Source organism: Litorivivens sp. (assembly GCF_041625495.1).
Taxonomy (GTDB): domain Bacteria; phylum Pseudomonadota; class Gammaproteobacteria; order Pseudomonadales; family Spongiibacteraceae; genus Litorivivens.
Window position 1 is genome coordinate 1 of the sequence record NZ_JBFJTH010000060.1, and the last position, 20,365, is coordinate 20,365.

At 55.5% G+C, this 20,365-nt stretch carries 23 protein-coding genes and 1 riboswitch; of the genes, 10 read left to right on the forward strand and 13 right to left on the reverse strand.

Annotated features, from left to right (window positions below; all coding sequences use genetic code 11):
* The 6 genes from ABYP39_RS08890 to ABYP39_RS08915 all read right to left on the reverse strand — a co-directional run.
* The coding region (locus ABYP39_RS08890) for an ABC transporter ATP-binding protein (protein WP_372782127.1) at positions 1-527 on the reverse strand (527 nt) is incomplete at its 3' end.
* Positions 527-1,471, reverse strand: a complete 945-nt coding sequence (locus ABYP39_RS08895; RefSeq protein ID WP_372759637.1) for a FecCD family ABC transporter permease — start codon at positions 1,469-1,471, stop codon at positions 527-529. The genes ABYP39_RS08895 and ABYP39_RS08890, both read right to left, overlap by 1 nt.
* Positions 1,472-1,499: 28 nt before the next feature.
* Positions 1,500-2,396 carry a cobalamin-binding protein gene (locus ABYP39_RS08900; protein WP_372782129.1) on the reverse strand — a complete coding sequence of 299 codons (897 nt, stop codon included), beginning with the start codon at positions 2,394-2,396 and terminating at the stop codon, positions 1,500-1,502.
* Positions 2,390-2,995, reverse strand: coding sequence for a cob(I)yrinic acid a,c-diamide adenosyltransferase (gene cobO, locus ABYP39_RS08905; protein ID WP_372782131.1), 606 nt, complete (start codon positions 2,993-2,995; stop codon positions 2,390-2,392). The genes ABYP39_RS08900 and cobO overlap by 7 nt, the downstream gene beginning before the upstream one ends.
* Positions 2,996-3,038: 43 nt before the next feature.
* The gene (locus tag ABYP39_RS08910; RefSeq protein ID WP_372782133.1) at positions 3,039-4,838 is read right to left on the reverse strand and encodes a TonB-dependent receptor domain-containing protein; all 1,800 of its coding nucleotides are present in this window, start codon (positions 4,836-4,838) and stop codon (positions 3,039-3,041) included.
* Positions 4,839-4,923: 85 nt separating this feature from the next.
* Positions 4,924-5,107: riboswitch (cobalamin riboswitch) on the reverse strand.
* Positions 5,108-5,136: 29 nt separating this feature from the next.
* Positions 5,137-6,039 (reverse strand): ketopantoate reductase family protein, encoded by a 903-nt coding sequence (locus tag ABYP39_RS08915; RefSeq protein WP_372782135.1) that lies wholly within the window; start codon positions 6,037-6,039, stop codon positions 5,137-5,139.
* 71 nt (positions 6,040-6,110) lie between these two features.
* Here ABYP39_RS08915 and ABYP39_RS08920 point away from each other — a divergent pair, with 71 nt between their 5' ends.
* Positions 6,111-6,593, forward strand: a complete 483-nt coding sequence (locus ABYP39_RS08920; protein ID WP_372748417.1) for a YajQ family cyclic di-GMP-binding protein — start codon at positions 6,111-6,113, stop codon at positions 6,591-6,593.
* 64 nt (positions 6,594-6,657) lie between these two features.
* On the opposite strand, the gene ABYP39_RS08925 is transcribed toward ABYP39_RS08920, so the two are convergent.
* Positions 6,658-6,978: a 2Fe-2S iron-sulfur cluster-binding protein gene (locus ABYP39_RS08925; RefSeq protein WP_372748416.1), complete on the reverse strand. Its 321-nt coding sequence runs from the start codon at positions 6,976-6,978 to the stop codon at positions 6,658-6,660.
* A 149-nt stretch (positions 6,979-7,127) separates the two neighbouring features.
* On the opposite strand from ABYP39_RS08925, the gene ABYP39_RS08930 reads away from it, so the two are divergent.
* The gene (locus tag ABYP39_RS08930) at positions 7,128-7,892 is read left to right on the forward strand and encodes a crotonase/enoyl-CoA hydratase family protein (protein ID WP_372748415.1); all 765 of its coding nucleotides are present in this window, start codon (positions 7,128-7,130) and stop codon (positions 7,890-7,892) included.
* Positions 7,893-7,921: 29 nt separating this feature from the next.
* Here ABYP39_RS08930 and ABYP39_RS08935 read toward each other — a convergent pair whose 3' ends face one another.
* On the reverse strand, positions 7,922-8,935 hold the full coding sequence (locus ABYP39_RS08935) for an ABC transporter permease (RefSeq protein ID WP_372782137.1): 1,014 nt from the start codon (positions 8,933-8,935) through the stop codon (positions 7,922-7,924).
* 3 nt (positions 8,936-8,938) lie between these two features.
* A complete protein-coding gene (locus tag ABYP39_RS08940; RefSeq protein ID WP_372748413.1) occupies positions 8,939-9,820 on the reverse strand; it encodes an ABC transporter ATP-binding protein in 882 nt (293 codons plus the stop codon).
* 83 nt (positions 9,821-9,903) lie between these two features.
* On the opposite strand from ABYP39_RS08940, the gene ABYP39_RS08945 reads away from it, so the two are divergent.
* On the forward strand, positions 9,904-11,211 hold the full coding sequence (locus ABYP39_RS08945) for an MFS transporter (protein WP_372748412.1): 1,308 nt from the start codon (positions 9,904-9,906) through the stop codon (positions 11,209-11,211).
* A gap of 10 nt (positions 11,212-11,221) precedes the next feature.
* Here ABYP39_RS08945 and ABYP39_RS08950 read toward each other — a convergent pair whose 3' ends face one another.
* Genes ABYP39_RS08950 through cysK form a run of 3 tightly spaced genes read right to left on the reverse strand, consistent with a single transcriptional unit; the run spans position 11,222 to position 13,381 of the window.
* The gene (locus ABYP39_RS08950) at positions 11,222-12,037 is read right to left on the reverse strand and encodes a RimK family alpha-L-glutamate ligase (protein ID WP_372759172.1); all 816 of its coding nucleotides are present in this window, start codon (positions 12,035-12,037) and stop codon (positions 11,222-11,224) included.
* Between the two features lie 56 nt (positions 12,038-12,093).
* Positions 12,094-12,453: an MGMT family protein gene (locus ABYP39_RS08955; protein ID WP_372748410.1), complete on the reverse strand. Its 360-nt coding sequence runs from the start codon at positions 12,451-12,453 to the stop codon at positions 12,094-12,096.
* Positions 12,401-13,381: a cysteine synthase A gene (gene cysK / locus ABYP39_RS08960; protein WP_372748409.1), complete on the reverse strand. Its 981-nt coding sequence runs from the start codon at positions 13,379-13,381 to the stop codon at positions 12,401-12,403. The genes ABYP39_RS08955 and cysK overlap by 53 nt, the downstream gene beginning before the upstream one ends.
* A 138-nt stretch (positions 13,382-13,519) precedes the next feature.
* Here cysK and ABYP39_RS08965 point away from each other — a divergent pair, with 138 nt between their 5' ends.
* From ABYP39_RS08965 to ABYP39_RS08995, 7 genes are all read left to right on the forward strand, one after another.
* On the forward strand, positions 13,520-14,266 hold the full coding sequence (locus ABYP39_RS08965) for a fructosamine kinase family protein (protein WP_372782139.1): 747 nt from the start codon (positions 13,520-13,522) through the stop codon (positions 14,264-14,266).
* 23 nt (positions 14,267-14,289) lie between these two features.
* The gene (locus ABYP39_RS08970; protein WP_372782141.1) at positions 14,290-14,949 is read left to right on the forward strand and encodes an enoyl-CoA hydratase/isomerase family protein; all 660 of its coding nucleotides are present in this window, start codon (positions 14,290-14,292) and stop codon (positions 14,947-14,949) included.
* A 77-nt stretch (positions 14,950-15,026) separates the two neighbouring features.
* Positions 15,027-15,518 (forward strand): FxsA family protein, encoded by a 492-nt coding sequence (locus ABYP39_RS08975; protein WP_372748406.1) that lies wholly within the window; start codon positions 15,027-15,029, stop codon positions 15,516-15,518.
* Positions 15,519-15,767: 249 nt separating this feature from the next.
* A complete protein-coding gene (groES, locus tag ABYP39_RS08980) occupies positions 15,768-16,055 on the forward strand; it encodes a co-chaperone GroES (RefSeq protein WP_372759102.1) in 288 nt (95 codons plus the stop codon).
* A 54-nt stretch (positions 16,056-16,109) separates the two neighbouring features.
* A complete protein-coding gene (gene groL / locus ABYP39_RS08985; protein WP_372782143.1) occupies positions 16,110-17,759 on the forward strand; it encodes a chaperonin GroEL in 1,650 nt (549 codons plus the stop codon).
* Positions 17,760-18,093: 334 nt separating this feature from the next.
* Positions 18,094-18,798 carry an ABC transporter permease gene (locus tag ABYP39_RS08990; RefSeq protein ID WP_372750467.1) on the forward strand — a complete coding sequence of 235 codons (705 nt, stop codon included), beginning with the start codon at positions 18,094-18,096 and terminating at the stop codon, positions 18,796-18,798.
* A gap of 55 nt (positions 18,799-18,853) precedes the next feature.
* Entirely contained in the window at positions 18,854-19,714 is an 861-nt protein-coding gene (locus ABYP39_RS08995; protein WP_372782145.1) for a CoA ester lyase, read from the forward strand.
* A 341-nt stretch (positions 19,715-20,055) separates the two neighbouring features.
* On the opposite strand, the gene ABYP39_RS09000 is transcribed toward ABYP39_RS08995, so the two are convergent.
* Positions 20,056-20,365: hypothetical protein (locus ABYP39_RS09000; RefSeq protein WP_372782147.1), on the reverse strand; the 310-nt coding region annotated here is incomplete at its 5' end.

Genomic DNA, 20,365 nt, shown 5'->3' on the forward strand with positions numbered 1-20,365 from the left:
ACCTGGTGATGCAGGTCCAGATGATTGCCGGGTTCGTCAGCAAGCCATACGTCGGGCTGCTGGCACAGGGCGGTGGCAATGGCGAGACGCTGTCGCTCTCCGCCCGACAGGGTGTAAACCAGACGATCTTCAAATGCGCTCAGCGCGGTTCTGGTCAGAGCATCGCGGGCAATCGCCATATCTTCAGCGGTTTCCACATCCCACGGCGCCATATAGGGGTGCCTGCCAATCAGTACTGTTTCCATCACTGTGGCTGGAAACCCGTCCTGGCGCTCCTGAAAGACCACGGCCACTCGTTGCGCAATCTGCTTGCGTCGCCACTGCGAAAAACACAGCTCATCCAGTTCGACATGACCTTGGCGCGGCGCTTTTAACCCGGCAAGGGTGTGAAGCAGTGTGGTTTTTCCGGCGCCATTGGGGCCGAGTACGCCCCAGATTTCGCCGGGTTGCACTGTAAAATCAAGCGCGCTGCCGTCGGCTCGATCTGGTATATCAATGATCAGTTGTCGTGCGCTGAGGGTGGCCATCAGCGGCTCCGGTACAACAAGTAGAGGAAGGTGGGTACGCCGAGCAGAGCAGTGATAACGCCGGCAGGGAGTTGTTCGGGGGCAATGGCTGTTCTTGCCACAGTGTCGGCCAATACCAGTAGTGCGCCCCCGGCTAACGCGGCTGCAGGAAGTATTAAACGCTGATCATTGCCCAGCACTAGCCGCAGCATGTGCGGTACTACCAGACCGACAAAGCCGATGCTGCCCGCGGTGGTAACAGCGCTGGCGGTAAGTAAACTGGCACTGCCATAGATACTCCACTCCAGCGGTCTGACAGCGACGCCCAGCGCAGCGGCTTGCAGTGGTCCACGCGATAAGACATTCAGGCTGCGCCCCAGTGGCAAGAGTATCAGGCTGGTCAGACCCAGTACGATAAGGGCTGGCCAGGGGCTACGGGCATAGGCCAGATCGCCCATCAGCCAGTAGAGCATACCCGGCAGGCGCTCGGTGGGGCCAATTGCCAACATGAAAGTAATGACCGCACCCCAGCCGGAAGAGATAACGACACCGGTTAACAGTAGCCGGGTGGTGGTCCAGCTGCCGCGACCGTGGGACAGACCAAAAACCAGTACCGCAGAGCCCAAGGCGCCCATAAATGCTGCAATGGAGACAACAACTGGAGGGTAATCGGCCAACATGCTGAGCAAGGCGGCAACGGCGGCACCACCGGACAGGCCAAGCACGTAGGGGTCGGCCAGTGGATTGCGCAGCAGCACTTGCATCAACGCACCGGCTACGGCAAGCAGCCCACCGGTTGCGAATGCCGCCAGCGCACGGGGTAGGCGTAAATCCAGAATCAGGGTGCGGTGTAGAGGTTCGCCTTTGCCGGTAAGTACGGCCCATACGTCAGCAAGGCTCAGCGAAACACTGCCCACTGCAACACTCACTGCAATACAGCCCAGTGTGGCGCTGGCCAGCAGCATCAGCGGCAAACCTCGACGGCGCAGTACTTCAGCGGCGGCCACGGGCGGTGTCCAGGTGAGCACACAGCTGCTCGATGCCATCGAGCAGGCGAGGGCTTGGGCGTTGCAGGGTAGAGGGCGGCACAAAAAACAGATTGTTGCGCTGCACGGCAAGCATATTGCGGTAAGTGCGCCAGGGTTCGAGCCAGCTCGGATCATCCTCGCCCATGCCGCCGGCAATGATGACTTCCGGATTGGCAGACAGGACAGCCTCTTCGCTGATGCGGGGGGTCAGACGTGGCAGCTCGCCAAAAATATTTTCGCCACCACACAGTGCCAGTGCGTGGCCAATAAAATGCTGATTGTTTGCGGTCATCAGGGGATTGATCCACACCTGATAAAAGGTTGGTACTTTCGCGGCCTTACTATAGCGTTGCCGATAGTGTTCAATCGCTTCGAGAAAATGTGCGGCGCGAGTGTTGGCTTGCATTTCTGTGCCTGCAAGTACACCCAGTCGGTTAAGCGTTGTAGCAATGTCCTTAAAATCACGCTGGTCGCCGTGATACACCGGGATGCCGAGTTCGCGTAATTGCAGCACCTGCTCTCGGGGGTTGCCCTCTTTCCAGGCAATAATCAGGTCTGGTCGCGCTGCGAGGATGGCTTCCATATCAAAGCGGTTGTAGCTGCCGATCCGCGGAAGAGCCTTGGCCGCTTCCGGGTGGTCGGAATACGTAACAGCGGCGACAACCTGGTTGCCGGCTCCAGCGGCAAACAGTAGTTCAGTGGCGCCGGGTGAAAGCGCGATGATTCGTTGGGCCGGTTGCGACAGGCACACAGTATGCTCAATATCGTCCACCACGCAGCGTTTTGGATTGGCATGCGCGGCAGCAGCAGTTATCAGAGCAGCAACGAAGGTTGTAACTAATGCTGGCGTCAGTCTTACCATTCGATCCCTTTGCGAGCCTTGATGCCAGCATGAAAAGCGTGCTTTTCAACATCGATATTGGACACCGTGTCTGCCAGATCGCACAAGGCTTTGGACGCGGCGCGTCCAGTGATGATGACGGATTGTTCGAGAGGTCGATTACGTAATGCCGTGAAGATACGTTCCTGCTCTACCCAGCCGTACTTGAGTACATAGGTCAGTTCATCCAGCAATACCAGATGAAGGCTTTCGTCGGTCAATAATTTTTCAGCTTTCTCCCAGGCTTGTAACGCTGCTTCAATATCCCGCTCGCGATCCTGAGTTTCCCAGGTAAAACCAGTGCCCATGATGTGAAAGGGCACCTCGGGGCATCGCTCGAGAATAAAATCCCGCTCGCCGCAATCCCAGGTACCTTTAATGAATTGCACGATACCGGCCTTGTAGCCGTGACCCAAACAGCGGATTACGGTACCAAAGCCGGAACTTGATTTACCCTTGCCGTTGCCCGTGAGCACAATCAGCACGCCGCGCTCTTCCTGAGCCTGTGCCACTTTTTCATCTACCAGCGCTTTGCGGCGCTGCATGGCTTTCTTATGGCGTTCGTTGCGGTCTGTGCTCATGGCTTCTGTTGTCCTGTGTCCTTTATCGGCAAGGATACGTTGCCTACTTGGGCTCGTAAACGAGAGTCAGCATGGAAGTCAGACCTTCGTTATTAAAACCGCGTGCGGTTTCATAATTGCGGTCGAACAGGTTTTTAAGGCTCAGTTGTACCCAAACGCTGGAAGTGAACTGATAGCTGCCGCGCAGATCCACCAGTGCAAAACCGGAAAGATCCTGATTGTTGGCCGCATCTTCATAGCTGCGTCCTTGCGCACGAACCTGAATACCGTAGCTGTAACGTTCCAACTGGCGGTCTGCGCTGATGGTGGCAGAACGACGCGCACGGCGGCGAATATCATTGTCAGTGGCTTTATCGAGTGGGCGCAGTACTGTGAGGTTGGCATTGAGCAACCATTCGTTAACGCGAACGAAAGAGGTCAGTTCAGCGCCGCGAATTTCCGCTTTACTGATCTGGTCTGTGGTAAACGTCGCTGGGTTATACTGGATCAGGTTTTCCACATCGTTTTCAAAGGCTGCTAGAGATAGGCCATAGCTGTCCCGGTGATAGCGTACTTCAACTTCTGTGTTTTCAGACTCTTCCGGTACGAAATTGGGGTTGCCGAAGCCGGGGAAGTAGAGCTGGTTAAATGTGGGTGCCTTGAAGCCGGTTCCCTTGGACAGAATCAGGCGGGTGCTTTCAGACAGGTCAACGCCGTAGCTTGCGGTCCAGGTTTTGAAGGCGCCGAACTGCTCGTTGTCTTCGTGGCGTGCGCCTACCGCAAGGTCATGCGCGCCAAAGTCACTTTGCAATTGGGCAAAGCCGGCTTTGTTGATGCGTTCATCTTCTGTGTAGTTGGTGGTGCTGTCGACGAATTCATCATAGTACTCGCCGCCCACAGAGACGATGTGATCGCCTAAGTGAAGGTCGTTCTGCCACAGGGCGCTGTCGCGACGCGTAGTGAAACTTGTGCGCGTGGCGGGGTTCAGGTCATTCAGGTTGAGGCTGTCATCTTTGGATTTGCCAAGGCGCAGGGTGCTTACCCAGTTCTCGAGCAATTGAAGATTGGCTTCAGCGCTTACGCTTTCGATAACGGAATGACTATAGAGCAGGGCGTTGGGTGAAAACGCGCTGTCGTATTCATTTTCAGATTCGGTGCGTTGATAGCTCAATCCAAGGTCCGCAATGCCGACTTTGGCGCCGCTGCGCAGGCTGAGCCCGCTGGTGCGATAGGCATCGTCATCACCGTTAAGGCCAGCATCACTTTCCAAGTTATCGATGCCCTGAGTATCAAAGTGCGTCACCATCAGATTGGCGTAGGCAGCATCGTCGCCAGCCGACAAGCCCACCACAGCTTTGCTGGTGTTTTTGTTGCCATAACCTGCTTTGACTAGCGGCGAAATACCGCCGTTCAGGCTGCCTTTGCGGGTAAAGATCTGGATAACACCGCCGATGGCATCGCTGCCATACAGGCTGGAGCGCGGGCCGCGTACGATTTCAATACGCTCGATTTGCTCGGGCTCAAGCATCGACAGGTTGGTTGTGCCCAGTGTGGCGCTGCCTACGCGCTGTCCGTCGATCAGGACCAGGGTGTGGCTTGAGGCATTGCCGCGGACAAGTACACTACTGGCTGCGCCGGCGCCGCCGTTGCGGGTAATGGTGACGGAGGTCGTGGTGCTCAGCAGCTCCAGCACATCGCGAGCCTGGCTGCGCTCGATTTCTTCGCGGTCAATCACGGTGACCGGTGCCAGTGTGGTATCGATGGTCTGTTGGGTGCGGGTTGCGGTGACGATCGTTGTTTCAATAGGGTTGGCTTGGGCGGTAGCGCATGCCAGTGCCAGTGTGGCCAGAGTCAGCTTTTTCATGGATTTCCCCAAAGCATTGTAGTTAACGCAATGAGGGAGGGGTGGGGTGATATACAGGTATATGACCCGATGAAGCCCTCCGCGTCATCGATGTATCTGCAAGGGCCGGTTCCGGGCTCTCAAATGACTTTCACAAAAAGACTTTGATTACCGTTGCGGGGGCAGCGCTGGACTGAGTTCTTGCTGAACTGTCACCAGACTTCCCGTTTAACCCACGCCAGCACTGATTTGCAATCAGGCCAGTGGGCACCCTAGGCAGGTGCGCGCACTCTACTGGCTGCCAGGGCGGGTGTCAATTTTAGCGAGTTGCGGGGTGGAGCTGGCGAATGTCCTGGTAGAGGGTTTGATTGACGGGAATGTCGATACCAGCGTCGGCCGCGATACCGCACACATAGCCGGTAATCGCCTCGATCTCCGTGGCGCGACCCGCTTCAACGTCCTGCAACATGGACGATCGGTTCGCAGCCGTTTTGCAGGCAACCTCGGTTACGGTATCGAGCAGGTTTTCAACCCACGATTTGCGCCCCAGTGCGACACTGAGTTGAAAAACCTCCTCGCACACCTGTTGCAGATCGCGGTAGGCAGCCGGGTTTGAAAGTAGCTCACCGTTGCGGCAACGGTAGCGCACAGTGAGCGGGTTAATGGCGCAGTTGATGGCGAGTTTCTGCCACAAGGCTTCGGTAATGTCGCTGCAAGCGTTGACCGGAAAGCCCGGGCAACTCAGGCTTTCGGCAAGAGTCTCTGCTTGCCGAAAGTTGCCCGTCAGTGATCCGATCAGTGTGTCACCGCGACCGGCGGGGGTGATGGTAAACGGGGCGCTGCGATGGGCGCCATTGGTAGTGGTGCCGCTGAATAGTTGCCACTGAGGGTATTGTTTTTGAAGCTGTTCGGCTACACCCATACCGTTTTGCACCACGACCACGGTAGCATTGGGGGCAAGGTGGGGAGCAATGTCACTGAGCGCTGATAACGTCTGGTGAGATTTGCAACAAACCAGCAGGCGCGAGATCGGATGAACGATGGTTTCGGCACTGACGGCGGGCAGACAAAATTTACCTTCGCCGCTCAGGGTGAGACCTTCGTAGCGGCCAAGCGCCTCGGGTCGCAGTAGCAGCGTCGGTGTTTTACCCGCCTGATGCAGCCGGATTCCCCACAACGCACCGATGCTGCCGGCGCCGAGTATTAGCCATGGATCAGACATGGATGCGGGAATTTTCCGGGCGCGCGACAGGTGCTACCATGCGCACTCGCCAAGATTTGTGGGAATAAAACATGCCGTCCTTTGATATCGTATCCGAAGTGGATTTGCACCAGTTTACCAATGCGGTAGATCAGGCGCAGCGAATTGTTGATAACCGATTCGACTTTAAAGGTGTCGACGCTGCCTTTCAGCGCGAGGCACTGGGTGTCACCATGATTGCTGAAGCCGATTTTCAGCTGTCACAGATGGAAGACATGCTCCGCGCTGCTCTGATCAAATGTGAGATTGATCCGTTGGCCATGGACGTCGGCGAGCAGCAGACTGCCGGTAAACAGGTGAAAGTCGCGGTAACTATGAAAAATGGCCTGGAACAGCCGCTCGCAAGGAAAATTGTTAAGCTGGTAAAAGATTCCAAACTGAAGGTGCAAGCCCAGATTCAGGGAGATCAGGTGCGGATTACCGGGAAAAAGCGTGATGACCTGCAGCAGGTCATGGCATTGTTACGAAGTGAAGACCTTGAACAGCCGCTGCAGTTCAACAATTTCCGGGATTAAGTAATCAGGTGTGCCCTCCATGTTTGGACTGAGCCATGCTCGGAGCAACATGGGGGCGACTATATCAGTACTGTGACGCTGGCGTGGTAAACACCATGCCTTCCATCTCTGCGGTCACGGTGATCTGGCAGCTCAACCGACTGGTTTCCTGCGGCTCGCTTGCCGCATCAAGCATTTCCCGTTCAGTTGGGCTTGCCTGAGGCACCTCGTTAAAGCGCGCGTCTTCAATGTATACATGGCAAGTAGCGCAACTGCACATGCCGCCACATTCGGCCAGTATGCCATCGATGCCGGCGTTCATCGCTGCCTGCATTACCGTATCGCCAATCTCGGCCTCCACATCGAATTGATTGCCATTGGCATCGCGAAAAATCAGTAGTGGCACAATCGCTCCTCGAGTTCTCTATTGTTTTGTGGTGGTCTGTTGCAGACCGGTTGCGCACTGCGCAAGTTTCCTAGCGGGGGCTTGCGGCTTGGGGGCTGAGTGTACATTATTGTCTGCTCGATAATCAGATCAATAAGCTGGAGAAGATAATGAGTGACGCTGTAATGACGGAAATTGCCGATGGCGTAATGACCATTACGATCAATCGCCCCAAGGCAAAAAATGCGATCAATCTGGAGGTGGCCAAAGGCGTGGCGGCAGCCATGGATGAGCTGGACGGCAATGACAGTATTCAAGTCGCAATTCTGACGGGTGCCGAAGGTACTTTCTGTTCTGGTATGGATCTCAAAGCCTTTGTCAGTGGCGAAATGCCGTTTATCGAAGGTAAGGGCTTTGCCGGTCTGGTGGAATCGTTACCCAAGAAACCATTAATCGCGGCTGTTGAGGGATTCGCGCTGGCTGGTGGTTTTGAAATCATGCTGTCCTGCGACCTGGTTGTGACTGCCAGCAATGCCCGTTTCGGCATTCCGGAAGCCAAGCGCGGTTTAGTGGCTGCAGCCGGCGGTTTGATGCGACTGCCGCGCCAAATTCCACCGCGTATCGCCATGGAGCTGGCGTTGACCGGTGACTTTATCGACGCTGAAAGGGCCTACGAGTTAGGGCTCATCAACCGAGTAGTGGAGCCTGGAACGGCACTTGAGGGCGCCAAAGCGTTGGCCCAAGCCATTGCGGCCAACGGTCCGTTGGCGGTGATCAAATCGAAAGAAGTGATTCTTGCGTCGCAAGACTGGTCGCTGGATGAAATGTTTGGCAATCAGCAGAAGCAGGTAGACGTTATCTTTACCAGCGAAGATGCGATTGAGGGCGCTACCGCATTTGCTGAGAAGCGGGCGCCCAACTGGAAGGGGCGTTAAAAAGTCGCTTTGACAAGATGGCGGCGCGATTACTCGCGCTGCCATCGAAACAGGCGGGCGGCCAGTAATAAGCATAGCGCCGTTGTAATCAACAGGGCGGCGAGGTGGTGCGCTATCGCGGCCAAGCCTGCACCCTCAATCATGACAGCCCGCGCCGCTTTCACAACGTGAGTCAGCGGCATCAGATTGGCGAAGCCTTGCATCCACCCGGGCGCATTTTCCAGGCTGAACCATATCTCTGAGAAAAACATCATTGGCCAGGTCAGGGTGTTGAGCAAACCTCCGGCGAGTTCTTCGCTGGCGGTACGCGAGGCAATCACCAGCCCCAGTGCCAGCAGCGACAGCGACCCTGCCAGAACAATCAGCAACAGTAGGCTGTAACTGCCGAGCATCAGTAAATTGAGAAAATAGTCGCAGCCAATAAAGATCAGGCTGTTGACCACCACCACAATCATCAATCGAGATGCCATCTGCGCAACAATAAATTGCAGGGCACTTACCGGTGTTGCCTGAAACCGCTTGAGCACGCCGTTTTGACGGTAGCGAACGATCACATATCCAATGCCAAACAGCGCAGCGAACATCATGTTCATGGCGAGCACCCCGGGCATTACCCAGTCGACATAGCGTACGGCCTGCCCGGTTAACTGCTCTTCCGCCAGCTGTTTGTTGCTGTCGAGGGACAGCAATAGCTGGCGTGCCGCCAGTCCAGCGGATGATTCGGGATTCACCCAGTAGCGCAGGCCGTCAAACTCACGCTCCACCAACAGATCAATTTGGTGATGCTGTATCTGTTCCAGCGCCCGTGGCTTACTCTGATACTCGGTGGATTCGACATAGGGCTGTTGGGCCAGCGACAGATCTTGGTAGTTGTCGGCGGTGCCGACGATGCCCAGACGCAGCACTGTCTGATCCGGGTTGGAAAAAGCCAGTGCGCAGCCAACAATAATCAGCAAGGGGAAGATGAATGCCCAGGAAAGCGCCGCCTTGTCCCGATAGAATTCCATATTGCGCGCTTTGAACAGCGCCCAGAACTTGTCCATGCCTTATTCCCGCAGTGCGTGGCCAGTGAGTTTGATAAAGAGATCTTCCAGCGTCGGATTGTGTACTCGCAGGCTGGAGAGGTCAGCATTGCAGGCCATGAGCTCCTGCAGGGTTTTTTCGACACTCAGGGTGTCGATGGTTATTGCTCCGGGTGCTCGGTTGACCTCGCCGGTGATGCCGGCGGTATCCAGCGCCACGTCGGTGTTCAGACTCACCTGCCTGTGCGGTAAATGTTTTTGCAGCAGTGATTGGGGGGAACCCTGATCAATAATGGTTCCATGGTCGATAATGATCAGATCGTCGCACAGCGATTCTGCTTCATCCATGTAGTGGGTAGTGAGAATAACTGTTTTACCCTGTTTTTTTATGCGGTCGATCAGATACCAGAAGCGTCTTCGCGATTGCGGATCCAGGCCGGTGGTCGGTTCGTCGAGAAATACAATCTCCGGATCATTGATGAGCGCCAACGCCAGCAGCAAGCGCTGCTTCTGGCCACCTGAGAGCCGGTTGGCCTCGTTATCGAGAAACTCGCCCAGGTCGCACAGTGTCACCAGCTCGTCTATTGGCAGGGTTTTGCTGTAGAAGCTGTGGAACAGTGCCAGTACTTCGCGTACCTGCAAGAAATCCGGCAGCGCGGTGGACTGGAACTGAATGCCACACTGTTGCGCGAAATCGGTACCGCGCGGCGCGCCTTTATACAGTATCTCGCCGCCGGTGGGCTGTTTAATGCCCTCGATCATTTCGATGGTGGTGGATTTTCCGGCGCCATTGGGGCCAAGCAATCCAAAGCAAATTCCTGCTGGAATGGAAAAGGAGATGCCTTTTACTGCCTGTACAAGGCGGTAGTGCTTGGTCAAATTGCGAACTTCGAGAATTGGCGTCATGAGTTCCTGGGCGTACAGTTCTCGCGAAAAGAAGCGGCGCAGTATAGCATGTCCCTTTTAGCCTCTCGTCTTACAAATAAATCATGCAAAAAACCACAGTGGGTTGGTTGGAAGCCGCCCGGATATACGCTCATCCGCGGGTGTTGGCCATGTTCTTTCTTGGCTTCAGCGCGGGCTTGCCTTTTCTGCTGGTGTTCTCAACGCTGTCCGCCTGGCTGACCGATGCCGGTGTGGCGCGCAGCGCCATTGGTTTTTTTGGCTGGGTAGGGATCACCTATTCCATTAAGGTGCTGTGGGCCCCGGTGGTGGACCGTCTGGTGTTGCCGGGCATCGGTCGGTCACTTGGGCAGCGCCGCAGCTGGATACTTCTTGGGCAAATTGGCATCGCCCTGGGGCTGGCGGGGATGGCCTTTGTTGATCCAGCGGTTAACCTGATGGCCGTGGCATTGCTGGCACTGCTGGTGGCTTTTTCGTCCTCCACGCAGGATGTCGCGATTGACGCTTACAGGATTGAAGCCGTGATCACGGACTATCAAGGAGCCATGTCGGCAAGTTATGTGTTTGGCTACAAGGTTGCGCTGCTGGTTGCTGGTGCTGGTGCGCTGTTTATCGCCGACCTGACAAACTGGACCTTGGCCTACCTAAGCATGGCGGCGCTGGTGGGGGTGGGGGTGATCACGGTGTTGCTGGTGGCTGAGCCCGAGCGGGAGCTGCCTTCGCCGATTTTCGGCAGGCATGGCGGTCGGCTCAGAGATCTTCAGGTCTGGTTTGCTGACGCGATTGTCAGTCCGTTTACGGATTTCTTCAGTCGCAACGGCTCTTTTGCGCTTGTGATCCTGTTGTTTATTGCTGTGTTTCGCCTCAGCGATATCACGATGGGCATTATGGCTAACCCGTTTTATCTCGATTTGGGGTTCAGTAAATCCGAGATCGCGTCGGTGGCCAAAGTTTTTGGCTTTTTCATGAGTGTCGCCGGTTCTTTTTTGTGCGGGGTTCTGGTGGTGCGCTGGGGGGTATATCGACCCTTGATGCTGGGGGCGGTGATGGTGGCGTCGACCAACATCCTGTTTGCGGTTATGGCATACGTGGGGCCGGATATTCGCGCATTGATGGTGGTGATCAGTGCCGATAATATCAGTGGCGGTATTGCCGCAACCGCTTTTGTGGCTTACTTGTCTGGTTTGACCAATAGAGCGTATACCGCGACTCAGTATGCGCTGTTCAGCTCGCTGATGACCCTGCCGGGGAAATTTTTCAGTGGCTTCTCCGGCTTGATAGTTGATGCCGGTGGTTACCCGAGTTTTTTCCTGATTGCGGCGGCGGTGGGCATTCCCGCTATTATACTGGTGCCGGTGCTGGCGCGCCGAGAAGCGCGCGGCGCACTTCCATAGCCGGTTGTACTCAAGCGGCCTGTCGTAGGCGTCCGGGTTTGATTGGCGTGCGTGGCTCTGGTTTGGCGCCGCGCTGCAGCACGTCGAGAATACTTTGCCGCAGCTGTTTGTCTCCGCCCGGAATGCCCTGGTTTCCGAACAGGCGATTGAATTCCAGTACGTATGGGTGTGCGCCGACCATCGCAATATCGAAACCCGCGTGGTTTATATTGAGCGACCGTGCCAGATGCAGCGCCAGTTCGATAGCCTGTTCGGGTACCGGGCTGTAGTCCGGCTTGCCGCCCTTGGCAAGATTGTTATAGAAACCTCGCGGCGCCTGCTTGCGCCAGTAGGCGGCCACTACGCTCTCTCCCACAATCACAACCCGGATATCCCGGTCGATGGGCAGGTATTCTTGGGCGTACAGGGTATCTGTTTTACCGAGATAGGCACGCCAGTCGGCGGCATTTTCAATCAGCCAGACGCCTTCTCCCATCGCAGCCTTTGGCTGTTTGGCGACAAAGGGCAGATGCATTTCTGCCCACAGTCGCTGCGCGTTCTCAGGTGTGTTGGCAGCAATCAAGGTATGCGGTGTGTGTGCCGGCGCCACCAGTTCAAAGGCGCGGGTCATTTCCACCTTATTGTGTCCCAAGCGGTAGCTAGCTTCACTGGGAAAGACTCTGGTGTTCAGGCCGTACAGTAACGAGTTCAATTGCCAGTACGGTGGAAAAAGCACCCATTCGGCAGCGGCGATTTCCTGTTTGTGGCGGAACAGATGGTCTGCTTTGAGATTAAGGGTGTCGGGGAAACCCAAAGTGCGAAAGACGTCGAAAGAAACCCATGCCATACACGGTGATAGCCAAAAAAAAAGATCGCGCTTTTTATGCCAGAGTTGAATTTTCGTCAAGCACTATTTACTACGCGGCAATCGCGCCAGCGCAGCCGGCCATCTGGTAAAGCGCTTCCTTCGGCAAGTAGGTACTGCAGTTGCCGCCGGTAGCCGGGGCTATCTGGCGGGAAGCTGATTTTCCCCGAAGCGCTGACCACCCGATACCAGGGCAGTTTGCTATCGGGTGGCAGCTGGCTGAGGATGCGACCAACGCGTCGGGCTTGTTTCGGGAGCCCCGCCAGCACCGCGACTTGGCCGTAGCTGGCGAGTTGTCCGTGTGGAATGCTGGCCACCACCCGGTAAACCGCTTCCTGCGGTGTTTCACCAATAGGCGTTGCTGCTTTTGCCGGTGGTTTGTTCAAGCCAGTTTTCATCGGATTCTTCCGTAATACCTTCAAACAGGAAGGTGGACATATAACGCTCACCGGTGTCGGGCAGCATGGCCAGTAAGACGGAACCTTTTTCGGCGGTCTGCGCTACTTTGAGGGCAGCGGCTACAGTGCCTCCGGCAGAGATGCCGCAGAAGATCCCTTCCTGCTGCGACAGCTTGCGCGCGGTGTCGCGCGCTTCCACATCGGTCACGGGCAGTATGTGATCAGCGACGGATTTATCCAGCACCTTCGGCAGGAAATCGGGTGTCCAGCCCTGAATCATATGCGGTGCCCAGTCTTTGCCGCCCATCAGCTGCGCACCCTCAGGTTCAGTGGCGATAATTTTCAGGTCTGGCCGCGCCAGTTTCAGCATTTGTCCGGCGCCGGTCATGGTGCCGCCTGTACCCCAGCCGGTAACCCAGTAGTCCAGCCGTTTGCCTGCAAAGTCGCGCAAAATTTCCGGTCCGGTGGTGTTGCGGTGATACGCCGGATTGGCTTCATTCTCAAATTGGCTGGCCCAGAACCAGCCGTTGTCTTCAGCCAGTTTCTTGGCCAGCTCTACCATGCCGGTGCCGCGCTTTTCTTTGGGGGTCAGAATCACCTTTGCGCCCAGTGCCTTCATGATTTTGCGGCGCTCAACGGAAAAGGTTTCCACCATAGTGGCTACAAAGGGGTAGCCCTTGGCGGCGCACACCATGGCCAGTGCAATGCCGGTGTTACCGGAGGTGGCTTCGACCACTGTCTGTCCGGGCTTTAGAACGCCGCGCTTTTCGGCATCTTCGATAATGCCGATGGCGAGTCGGTCTTTGACGGAGGCCAGTGGGTTGAAAAACTCACACTTCACATACATCGTCACGTGATCGGGGGCGATGCGGTTCAGTTTGACGACCGGGGTATGACCGATAGTGTCGAGAATGGAATCGTAAATCATGGGCGTGTCCCCGCGGCAGTGTTGAAATGACAAAAGACTACGCCTTTATTGCGCGGATTTCGACAGGCACTCTGCTATTGTGTTGAATGTGCTGGATCTGCTGAAGCTGCTGTAAGTTGCGAACTGACACTGAGTCCAATGATTCATACCAAATTTAATACAACGCCATACCGGGACGCATTGCTGGTGGAGGCGCGGGGGCTTGAGTGGCTGCGGCGGTTTCTGCCAGAAGAGAAAGTATCTGTGCCCGAGGTAGTGAGTGCGGATGAGCGGCAGTTGCAGCTCACAGAGATTCGGCCCACGGTGAACTGTAGCAGTGAGCTTGCGATCGCGCTGGCTGAGGGCTTGGCGGCGATGCACCGTGTGCCTCAGCCCTATTTTGGCTTTTCAGAGAATAACTACATTGGCCTAAACCCTCAGTGTAATGAGCGGTACGAAGACTGGGGGAGTTTCTTTGTGGAGCAGCGATTGCTGGCCCAGGTTAAGATGATCCGAGCTGATGCGGTTCGCGGTGCTTATAATGCACGTCTGGCTGCTGTGCGTGCCGTACTGGTCGAGTATCTGAATGCTCAGTGCAGGCAGGCCAGTCTGGTCCACGGCGACCTATGGTCGGGCAATATGCTGTGTGACACGCAGCGGGTGTGGCTGATCGATCCGGCGGTTTACTTTGCTGATCGGGAGGTGGATGTCGCCATGACCGAGATGTTTGGCGGTTTTCCGAAAGCTTTTTATCGGGCTTACGATCAGGCTTTGCCGCTTAGTCAGGAGTATCCTCGCAAGCGAGTGATATACAATCTCTACCATGCATTGAATCATTACAACCTGTTTGGCGATGGTTACCTGTCCAGCTGCGAACAGGGCTTTGCCGTTTTGGAAAATCTCTGACAACACGACCGCAAGGAGCAACGATGGCGTTAACTCTGGATATCAGCAATAGCACTGCTCTGCTAACGCTTGCAGAGGAGGGTAAGTTTAACCCCGAGAGTCTGGCCGCGTTTAACGCGGCGCTTGATCGCACGATCGACGACGAGTCGGTGACGTTACTGCTGATTACTGGGCGCGATAAAAATTTTTCCCAGGGGCTGGATCTCGACTATCTGGGCAGCGCCGAACCGGAAGAGGCAATTGCTTTCGTCAAAGCGTGCATGCACATGATTGCGCGCCTGCTGCAATTTCCGGTGCCAGTTGTGTCTGCCATTAACGGACATGCGTTTGGGCTGGGGTTTATGATTGCCATCGCCAGCGACTACAGCGTAATGCGGGCAGACAAGGGCTTTATGTGTTTGCCGGAGATTGATCTTGGCATGACGCTGGAATCAGGTATGAATGCGCTGGTCACAGGTAAGTTACAGGGGCGGTTGTTGCGCGATGCTCTATTGACCGGCAAGCGATTCGGCGGAGAAGAGGCGAAGCAGGCCGGAGTGGTCGATGCGGCCACCACCAGCGATCAGTTGCTGGCGCGCGCCGAAGAGCTGGCCCAGCCGATGCGCGGCAAGGATCGGAGAGCCCTTGCTGGTCTGAAAGCCGATATTCATCGGCCAATCCTCAATGTGATAGCCGCCGGTTAAGGGGATTTTCCCGGCCGGTCTTGCTATTGGCGACCGGCCTTGGCAAGGTGGCGATTCGATTCTCTTGATGTTCGTCCATGCGATTTCTGTTTCTGATATTTATTACTGTTCCCATTCTGGAAATGTGGCTGCTGATCGAAGTTGGCAGCCGTATTGGCGCTTTGCCCACCATTGCATTGGTGGCGCTAACGGCGTTCATTGGGCTTAACTTGTTGCGCCAGCAGGGGGTTAGTACCCTTACTCGGGCTCAATCACGGCTCAACGCCGGTGAAGTGCCTGCCACAGAGATTCTTGAAGGCCTGTTTCTTGCGGTGGGCGGCGCACTGCTGCTCACCCCAGGCTTTTTCACCGATGCGGTGGGCTTTTGCTGTCTGCTGAGGCCGATCCGTCGCCACATTATCAACCGTATGCTCCAGTCTGGTCTGGTGCGTGCCAGTGCCGGATTTCAGACCGGTGGGGCCGCCTTCGGGGAGGGTCCATCGGGTGCTGGGGAGTCTCGTGAGCCGCGAACCCAGGTCGATCGGGATGGCCACGTCACGATTGATGGCGATTACAAGCGCGAAGAATAAGCCGCCCAGATAAAAGAAACTAAAAAAAATTCAATCAGGCCCTTGAAAGCCCCCAATCCGCCCCCATTTACCTAAGCGCAGGTAGCTCCCGTTCCAATTTTTAACTCTTGACTCGGGGGGCTTGCAACCTATTATTAGCACTCTCGATGGGGGAGTGCTAAATCGGCGCCGCCGCAGGCCAAACGCAGGCGTCGCCGAACACAACCTAAATTTAACAGTAATACCTTGATTTAAAGGGAGATTTGGCAAATGAAAATTCGTCCGTTATACGATCGCGTTGTCGTTCGTCGCAAGGAAGAAGAAGAGACTTCGGCTGGCGGTATCGTGCTGCCGGGCTCCGCGAAAGAAAAGCCTAACCAGGGCGAAGTAGTCGCGGTAGGCGAAGGCAAGCTGCTGGAAAACGGCGAACTGCGTCCTGTTGGCGTGAAAGCGGGCGACCAGGTGATCTTCGGTCAGTACTCTGGCAGCACCGTGAAAGTCGACGGCGAAGAGCTGATCATCCTGAACGAGTCCGAGATTTTCGGCATCGTTGAGTGAGCGTGGCTGAGTAAGCCTCAAACCGAACTAACGTAACGTAAAAGGATTAAGAAAATGGCTGCAAAAGACGTCAAATTCGGAGATAGCGCCCGCCAGAAAATGCTGAAAGGCGTAAACACCCTGGCCGACGCGGTAAAAGTAACTCTGGGCCCTAAAGGCCGCAACGTGGTACTGGACAAGTCTTTCGGTGCGCCTACCGTGACTAAAGACGGTGTTTCCGTTGCCAAAGAAATCGAGCTGAAAGACAAGCTGGAAAACATGGGCGCGCAGATGGTAAAGGAAGTCGCTTCCAAAGCCTCTGACGAAGCCGGTGACGGTACTACCACCGCAACGGTTCTGGCTCAGTCCATCCTGAACGAAGGTCTGAAGTCTGTTGCCGCAGGCATGAACCCGATGGACCTCAAGCGCGACATCGACAAAGCTGTTGCTGCAGCGGTTGAAGAAGTGAAGAAAATGTCTATCCCTTGCGCCGACAACAAGGCGATAGCTCAGGTTGGCACCATCTCTGCCAACAGCGACGAGCAAGTGGGTAGCATCATTGCTGAAGCCATGGAAAAAGTGGGCAAGGAAGGCGTTATCACCGTTGAGGAAGGCCAAAGCCTGCACAACGAGCTGGACGTGGTTGAAGGTATGCAGTTTGACCGCGGTTACCTGTCTCCCTACTTCGTAACCAACACGGACAACATGTCTGCCGAGCTGGATAACCCCTTCATCCTGCTGGTTGACAAAAAAATCTCCAACATCCGCGAAATGCTGCCGCTGCTGGAGCAAGTTGCCAAAGCCAGCCGTCCGCTGGTGATCATCGCTGAAGACGTTGAAGGCGAAGCTCTGGCGACTTTGGTTGTGAACAACATGCGCGGCATCGTGAAAGTAGCTGCCTGTAAGGCTCCAGGCTTCGGCGACCGTCGTAAGGCTATGCTGGAAGATATCGCGGTTCTGACTGGCGGTACTGTGATCTCTGAAGAGATCGGTATGGATCTGGAAAGCACCACACTGGATCACCTGGGTACTGCCAAGCGCGTAGCCATGGACAAAGAGAACACCACTATTGTTGACGGTGCTGGCGATGCCAAAGCCATCGAAGCGCGTGTTGGTGAAGTACGTGTTCAGATTGAAAACACGTCTTCTGACTACGACCGTGAGAAGCTGCAAGAGCGCGTAGCCAAACTGGCTGGCGGTGTTGCTGTTATCAAGGTTGGCGCAGCCACTGAAGTGGAAATGAAAGAGAAGAAAGCCCGCGTTGAAGATGCCCTGCACGCAACTCGCGCAGCGGTAGAAGAAGGCGTGGTACCTGGTGGTGGTGTTGCACTGGTGCGTGCGGTTTCCAAAATCACTGGCCTGACTGGCGACAACGAAGACCAGAATGCCGGCATCGCTGCTCTGCTGCGCGCCATGGAAGGTCCTATCCGCCAGATCGTTGCCAACGCAGGTGAAGAAGCCTCTGTGGTACTCGACAAGGTTCGCAATGGCGAGGGTAACTTCGGTTACAACGCTGGCACTGGCGAATACGGCGACATGATGGAAATGGGTATTCTTGACCCGGCTAAAGTAACCCGTACTGCTCTGCAGGCGGCTGGCTCCATCGCAGGTCTCATGATCACTACCGAATGTATGGTAGCTGACTCTCCGGAAGACAACCCTGCCCCGGCAATGCCTGATATGGGCGGCATGGGTGGCATGGGCGGCATGGGCGGCATGATGTAAGCGGCCTGAGCAACGATGCTTCCGAAAGCCCCGCCTAGTGCGGGGCTTTTTTTGTGCTGCGTAAACTCAGTTGCATAGGCTGTCGTTAAGATATCCCATCCCGTCATCTATCCTTCCTCCTGCACTCTTTGAGAGAGGTAGGGTGAGGTCAATGTACGCACGCAGGTGTATACCACCACATCGTGATCGGGGAGACACTCGATTTCCCTTCGACGATTTATGCCCTTTCTTACTGGCCAAGCCATGCAGGCTATTTATGTCGTCCTGCCGGCGAATCATCCCTCGCGATACAAACTTCGTATATCCTTGATATTTCGAATCAAGGGAGCCCGGTGTGAACCTCTACGAGATCAGTAATCTCCAATTGGCAATTGCCTTTATTCCGGCAGTGCTGGCTTTGGCCGTGTTCTATTACTGGACAGTCGGTGCTGGCAATGCATCCTACGCGGTAGGTCGCATGCTGTTACAGCTTCTCCTAATAGGCTACGCACTGACCTTTATATTTGAAACTGAGCATCCTGGCGTGGTGTTGGCTGTGCTGACTGTGATGCTGGTAGCGGCAGCCTGGATTTCCCTCAACTCGGTAGGGGAGCAGCGCACTGGCTGGCTGGGAAAAGCGGCGCTGGCCATCGGCGTAGTCGGGTTGGCCGTACTGGCACTGGTTACTCAGCTGGTTGTGGCGGTAGACCCCTGGTACGCACCGCAGTATGTGATTCCTCTGGCGGGAATGATATTTGCCAATACCATGAATGCGGTCAGCCTTGCTGCGGAGCGCTATCTGTCGGAGCGCAATGATCAACACGATTACGAATCAGCGCGTCGCAGGGCCTTCAAGGCGGCTATGATACCGGTGGTGAACTCGCTGTTGGCGGTGGGGCTGGTGTCACTGCCGGGAATGATGACCGGACAGATATTGTCGGGCGTATCGCCGCTGATAGCCGCCCGTTATCAGATTGTGGTGATGACTATGCTGTTTGGCGCGGCGGGATTATCCACCGCCTGGTTTTTGGTGATGCTCCGGCCCAAACCTGCCGCCTGAGCTGTGTTAACATCGTTTTTTTGCTTTTACATTCTACGAATAAAATGGATTGCCGATGACTATTCGACCACGTCGCTCCGTGCTGTATATGCCCGGCTCTAACGCCAGAGCTTTGGAGAAAGCACGTGCTTTGCCGGCAGATTGCCTGATCTTGGATCTTGAAGATGCGGTTAGCCCAGACCAGAAAACGTTTGCACGTGAGCAGGTATTGGCTGCCGTCAATGCAGGAGGGTACGGCGACCGCGAGCTGGTGGTGCGGGTTAACGGTTTTGATACCGCCTGGGGACGAGATGATATCGTTGCTTTCGCCAATGCCCCTATTGCCGCATTGTGTCTTCCCAAGGTGGATTCCGCCAGCGAGGTTAATGCTGTGGTTCAGCTGCTCAAGCAGGAGGGCTCAACGCTAAAGCTCTGGCTGATGGCGGAAACACCGCGCGGGGTGCTTAATATCGATGAGATATGCGGAGCTAACACCCGCAATGAAGTGGTGGTGTTGGGCACGTCCGATCTGGCTAAGGAATTGCGAGTGCCTCATACACCGGACCGACTCGGCCTGCAGACCTCCCTGCAGCTCTGTGTATTGGCTGCGCGTGCCCATGGGTTGGATATCCTTGATGGCGTATATCTGGACATAAAAGATGATGCGGGTTATGCCGAGGCCTGCGAGCAGGGAGTCAAGCTGGGTTTTGACGGCAAAACACTGATTCACCCAAGCCAGATTGACGCTGCAAATCAGGCGTTTGCCCCATCAGCGGATGTTGTCGATAGAGCGCGACGCATTATCGATGCCTGGGAGGCGGCAAAGGCAGAGAAAAAGGCAGTAGCGGTGGTGGATGGCAAGCTGGTGGAAGTACTGCATTATGAAGAGGCCAAACGGCATCTGGCGATCAGCGAGGTGATTGCAGCTCGCAGTTGACCTGAAGGTGTAGTCGGAGATGCTTGCCAACAACGTTGCGTTATAACAACGAAAAAAAGGCGTAACTTTTATCCATCGGCTTTTGGTCGCCTCGGACTGTTTTCAGATTGCCAAAGGGTTGCTACGCATCGGGCGCAGTTGCAGCACGATAGCAGTCTGTGGCTACAAACCGTTTTAGTATCTGCAATGCATCGTCACGTTTTTCAACTACGTCCAGATAGTGGCCTCCGGCAACAACGTCGGAGCGCTTATCCGATTCGTTGGGAACTGAATGGTAGCCGTGAAAAAGTAACTTTCCACGTCCCCCATGTCGCCATCAATCGCGGTGGTGGATTTGATCTTTATTCCGCTGTTACCGTCTCGCCAACGGCTTCGTAGATGGAGGCGTAGACAGTGTCGTAGTCAAACGCGGCGCAGCGTGCGATGCGTTCATCCACCGCGCGGCTTTCCATTTCCCGGCGGGCCGCTTCGATATCATCGGTTTCGATGTCGTAGATGGCTGCATAGGGCCAGGCGTCACTGCCGCGCATATTGCTGGCCATTTTAAAGCGCTGGGCAGAAACAAAGCCGGGGATTGCTACCACCTGCTTCAAGTGGGTGTGTTGGTACCAGTCGTTAAATTCTGCTTCCCGGCCTTCGACCGGGCGGCTC

Coding starts and splice junctions, on each gene's coding strand:
- ABYP39_RS08895 (WP_372759637.1), bottom strand. CDS start 1,471: ATGCTGCTGGCCAGCGCCACACTGGGCTGTATTGCAGTGAGTGTTGCA.
- ABYP39_RS08900 (WP_372782129.1), bottom strand. CDS start 2,396: ATGGTAAGACTGACGCCAGCATTAGTTACAACCTTCGTTGCTGCTCTG.
- cobO (WP_372782131.1), bottom strand. CDS start 2,995: ATGAGCACAGACCGCAACGAACGCCATAAGAAAGCCATGCAGCGCCGC.
- ABYP39_RS08910 (WP_372782133.1), bottom strand. CDS start 4,838: ATGAAAAAGCTGACTCTGGCCACACTGGCACTGGCATGCGCTACCGCC.
- ABYP39_RS08915 (WP_372782135.1), bottom strand. CDS start 6,039: ATGTCTGATCCATGGCTAATACTCGGCGCCGGCAGCATCGGTGCGTTG.
- ABYP39_RS08920 (WP_372748417.1), top strand. CDS start 6,111: ATGCCGTCCTTTGATATCGTATCCGAAGTGGATTTGCACCAGTTTACC.
- ABYP39_RS08930 (WP_372748415.1), top strand. CDS start 7,128: ATGAGTGACGCTGTAATGACGGAAATTGCCGATGGCGTAATGACCATT.
- ABYP39_RS08935 (WP_372782137.1), bottom strand. CDS start 8,935: ATGGACAAGTTCTGGGCGCTGTTCAAAGCGCGCAATATGGAATTCTAT.
- ABYP39_RS08940 (WP_372748413.1), bottom strand. CDS start 9,820: ATGACGCCAATTCTCGAAGTTCGCAATTTGACCAAGCACTACCGCCTT.
- ABYP39_RS08945 (WP_372748412.1), top strand. CDS start 9,904: ATGCAAAAAACCACAGTGGGTTGGTTGGAAGCCGCCCGGATATACGCT.
- ABYP39_RS08950 (WP_372759172.1), bottom strand. CDS start 12,037: ATGGCATGGGTTTCTTTCGACGTCTTTCGCACTTTGGGTTTCCCCGAC.
- ABYP39_RS08955 (WP_372748410.1), bottom strand. CDS start 12,453: ATGAAAACTGGCTTGAACAAACCACCGGCAAAAGCAGCAACGCCTATT.
- cysK (WP_372748409.1), bottom strand. CDS start 13,381: ATGATTTACGATTCCATTCTCGACACTATCGGTCATACCCCGGTCGTC.
- ABYP39_RS08965 (WP_372782139.1), top strand. CDS start 13,520: ATGATTCATACCAAATTTAATACAACGCCATACCGGGACGCATTGCTG.
- ABYP39_RS08970 (WP_372782141.1), top strand. CDS start 14,290: ATGGCGTTAACTCTGGATATCAGCAATAGCACTGCTCTGCTAACGCTT.
- ABYP39_RS08975 (WP_372748406.1), top strand. CDS start 15,027: ATGCGATTTCTGTTTCTGATATTTATTACTGTTCCCATTCTGGAAATG.
- groES (WP_372759102.1), top strand. CDS start 15,768: ATGAAAATTCGTCCGTTATACGATCGCGTTGTCGTTCGTCGCAAGGAA.
- groL (WP_372782143.1), top strand. CDS start 16,110: ATGGCTGCAAAAGACGTCAAATTCGGAGATAGCGCCCGCCAGAAAATG.
- ABYP39_RS08995 (WP_372782145.1), top strand. CDS start 18,854: ATGACTATTCGACCACGTCGCTCCGTGCTGTATATGCCCGGCTCTAAC.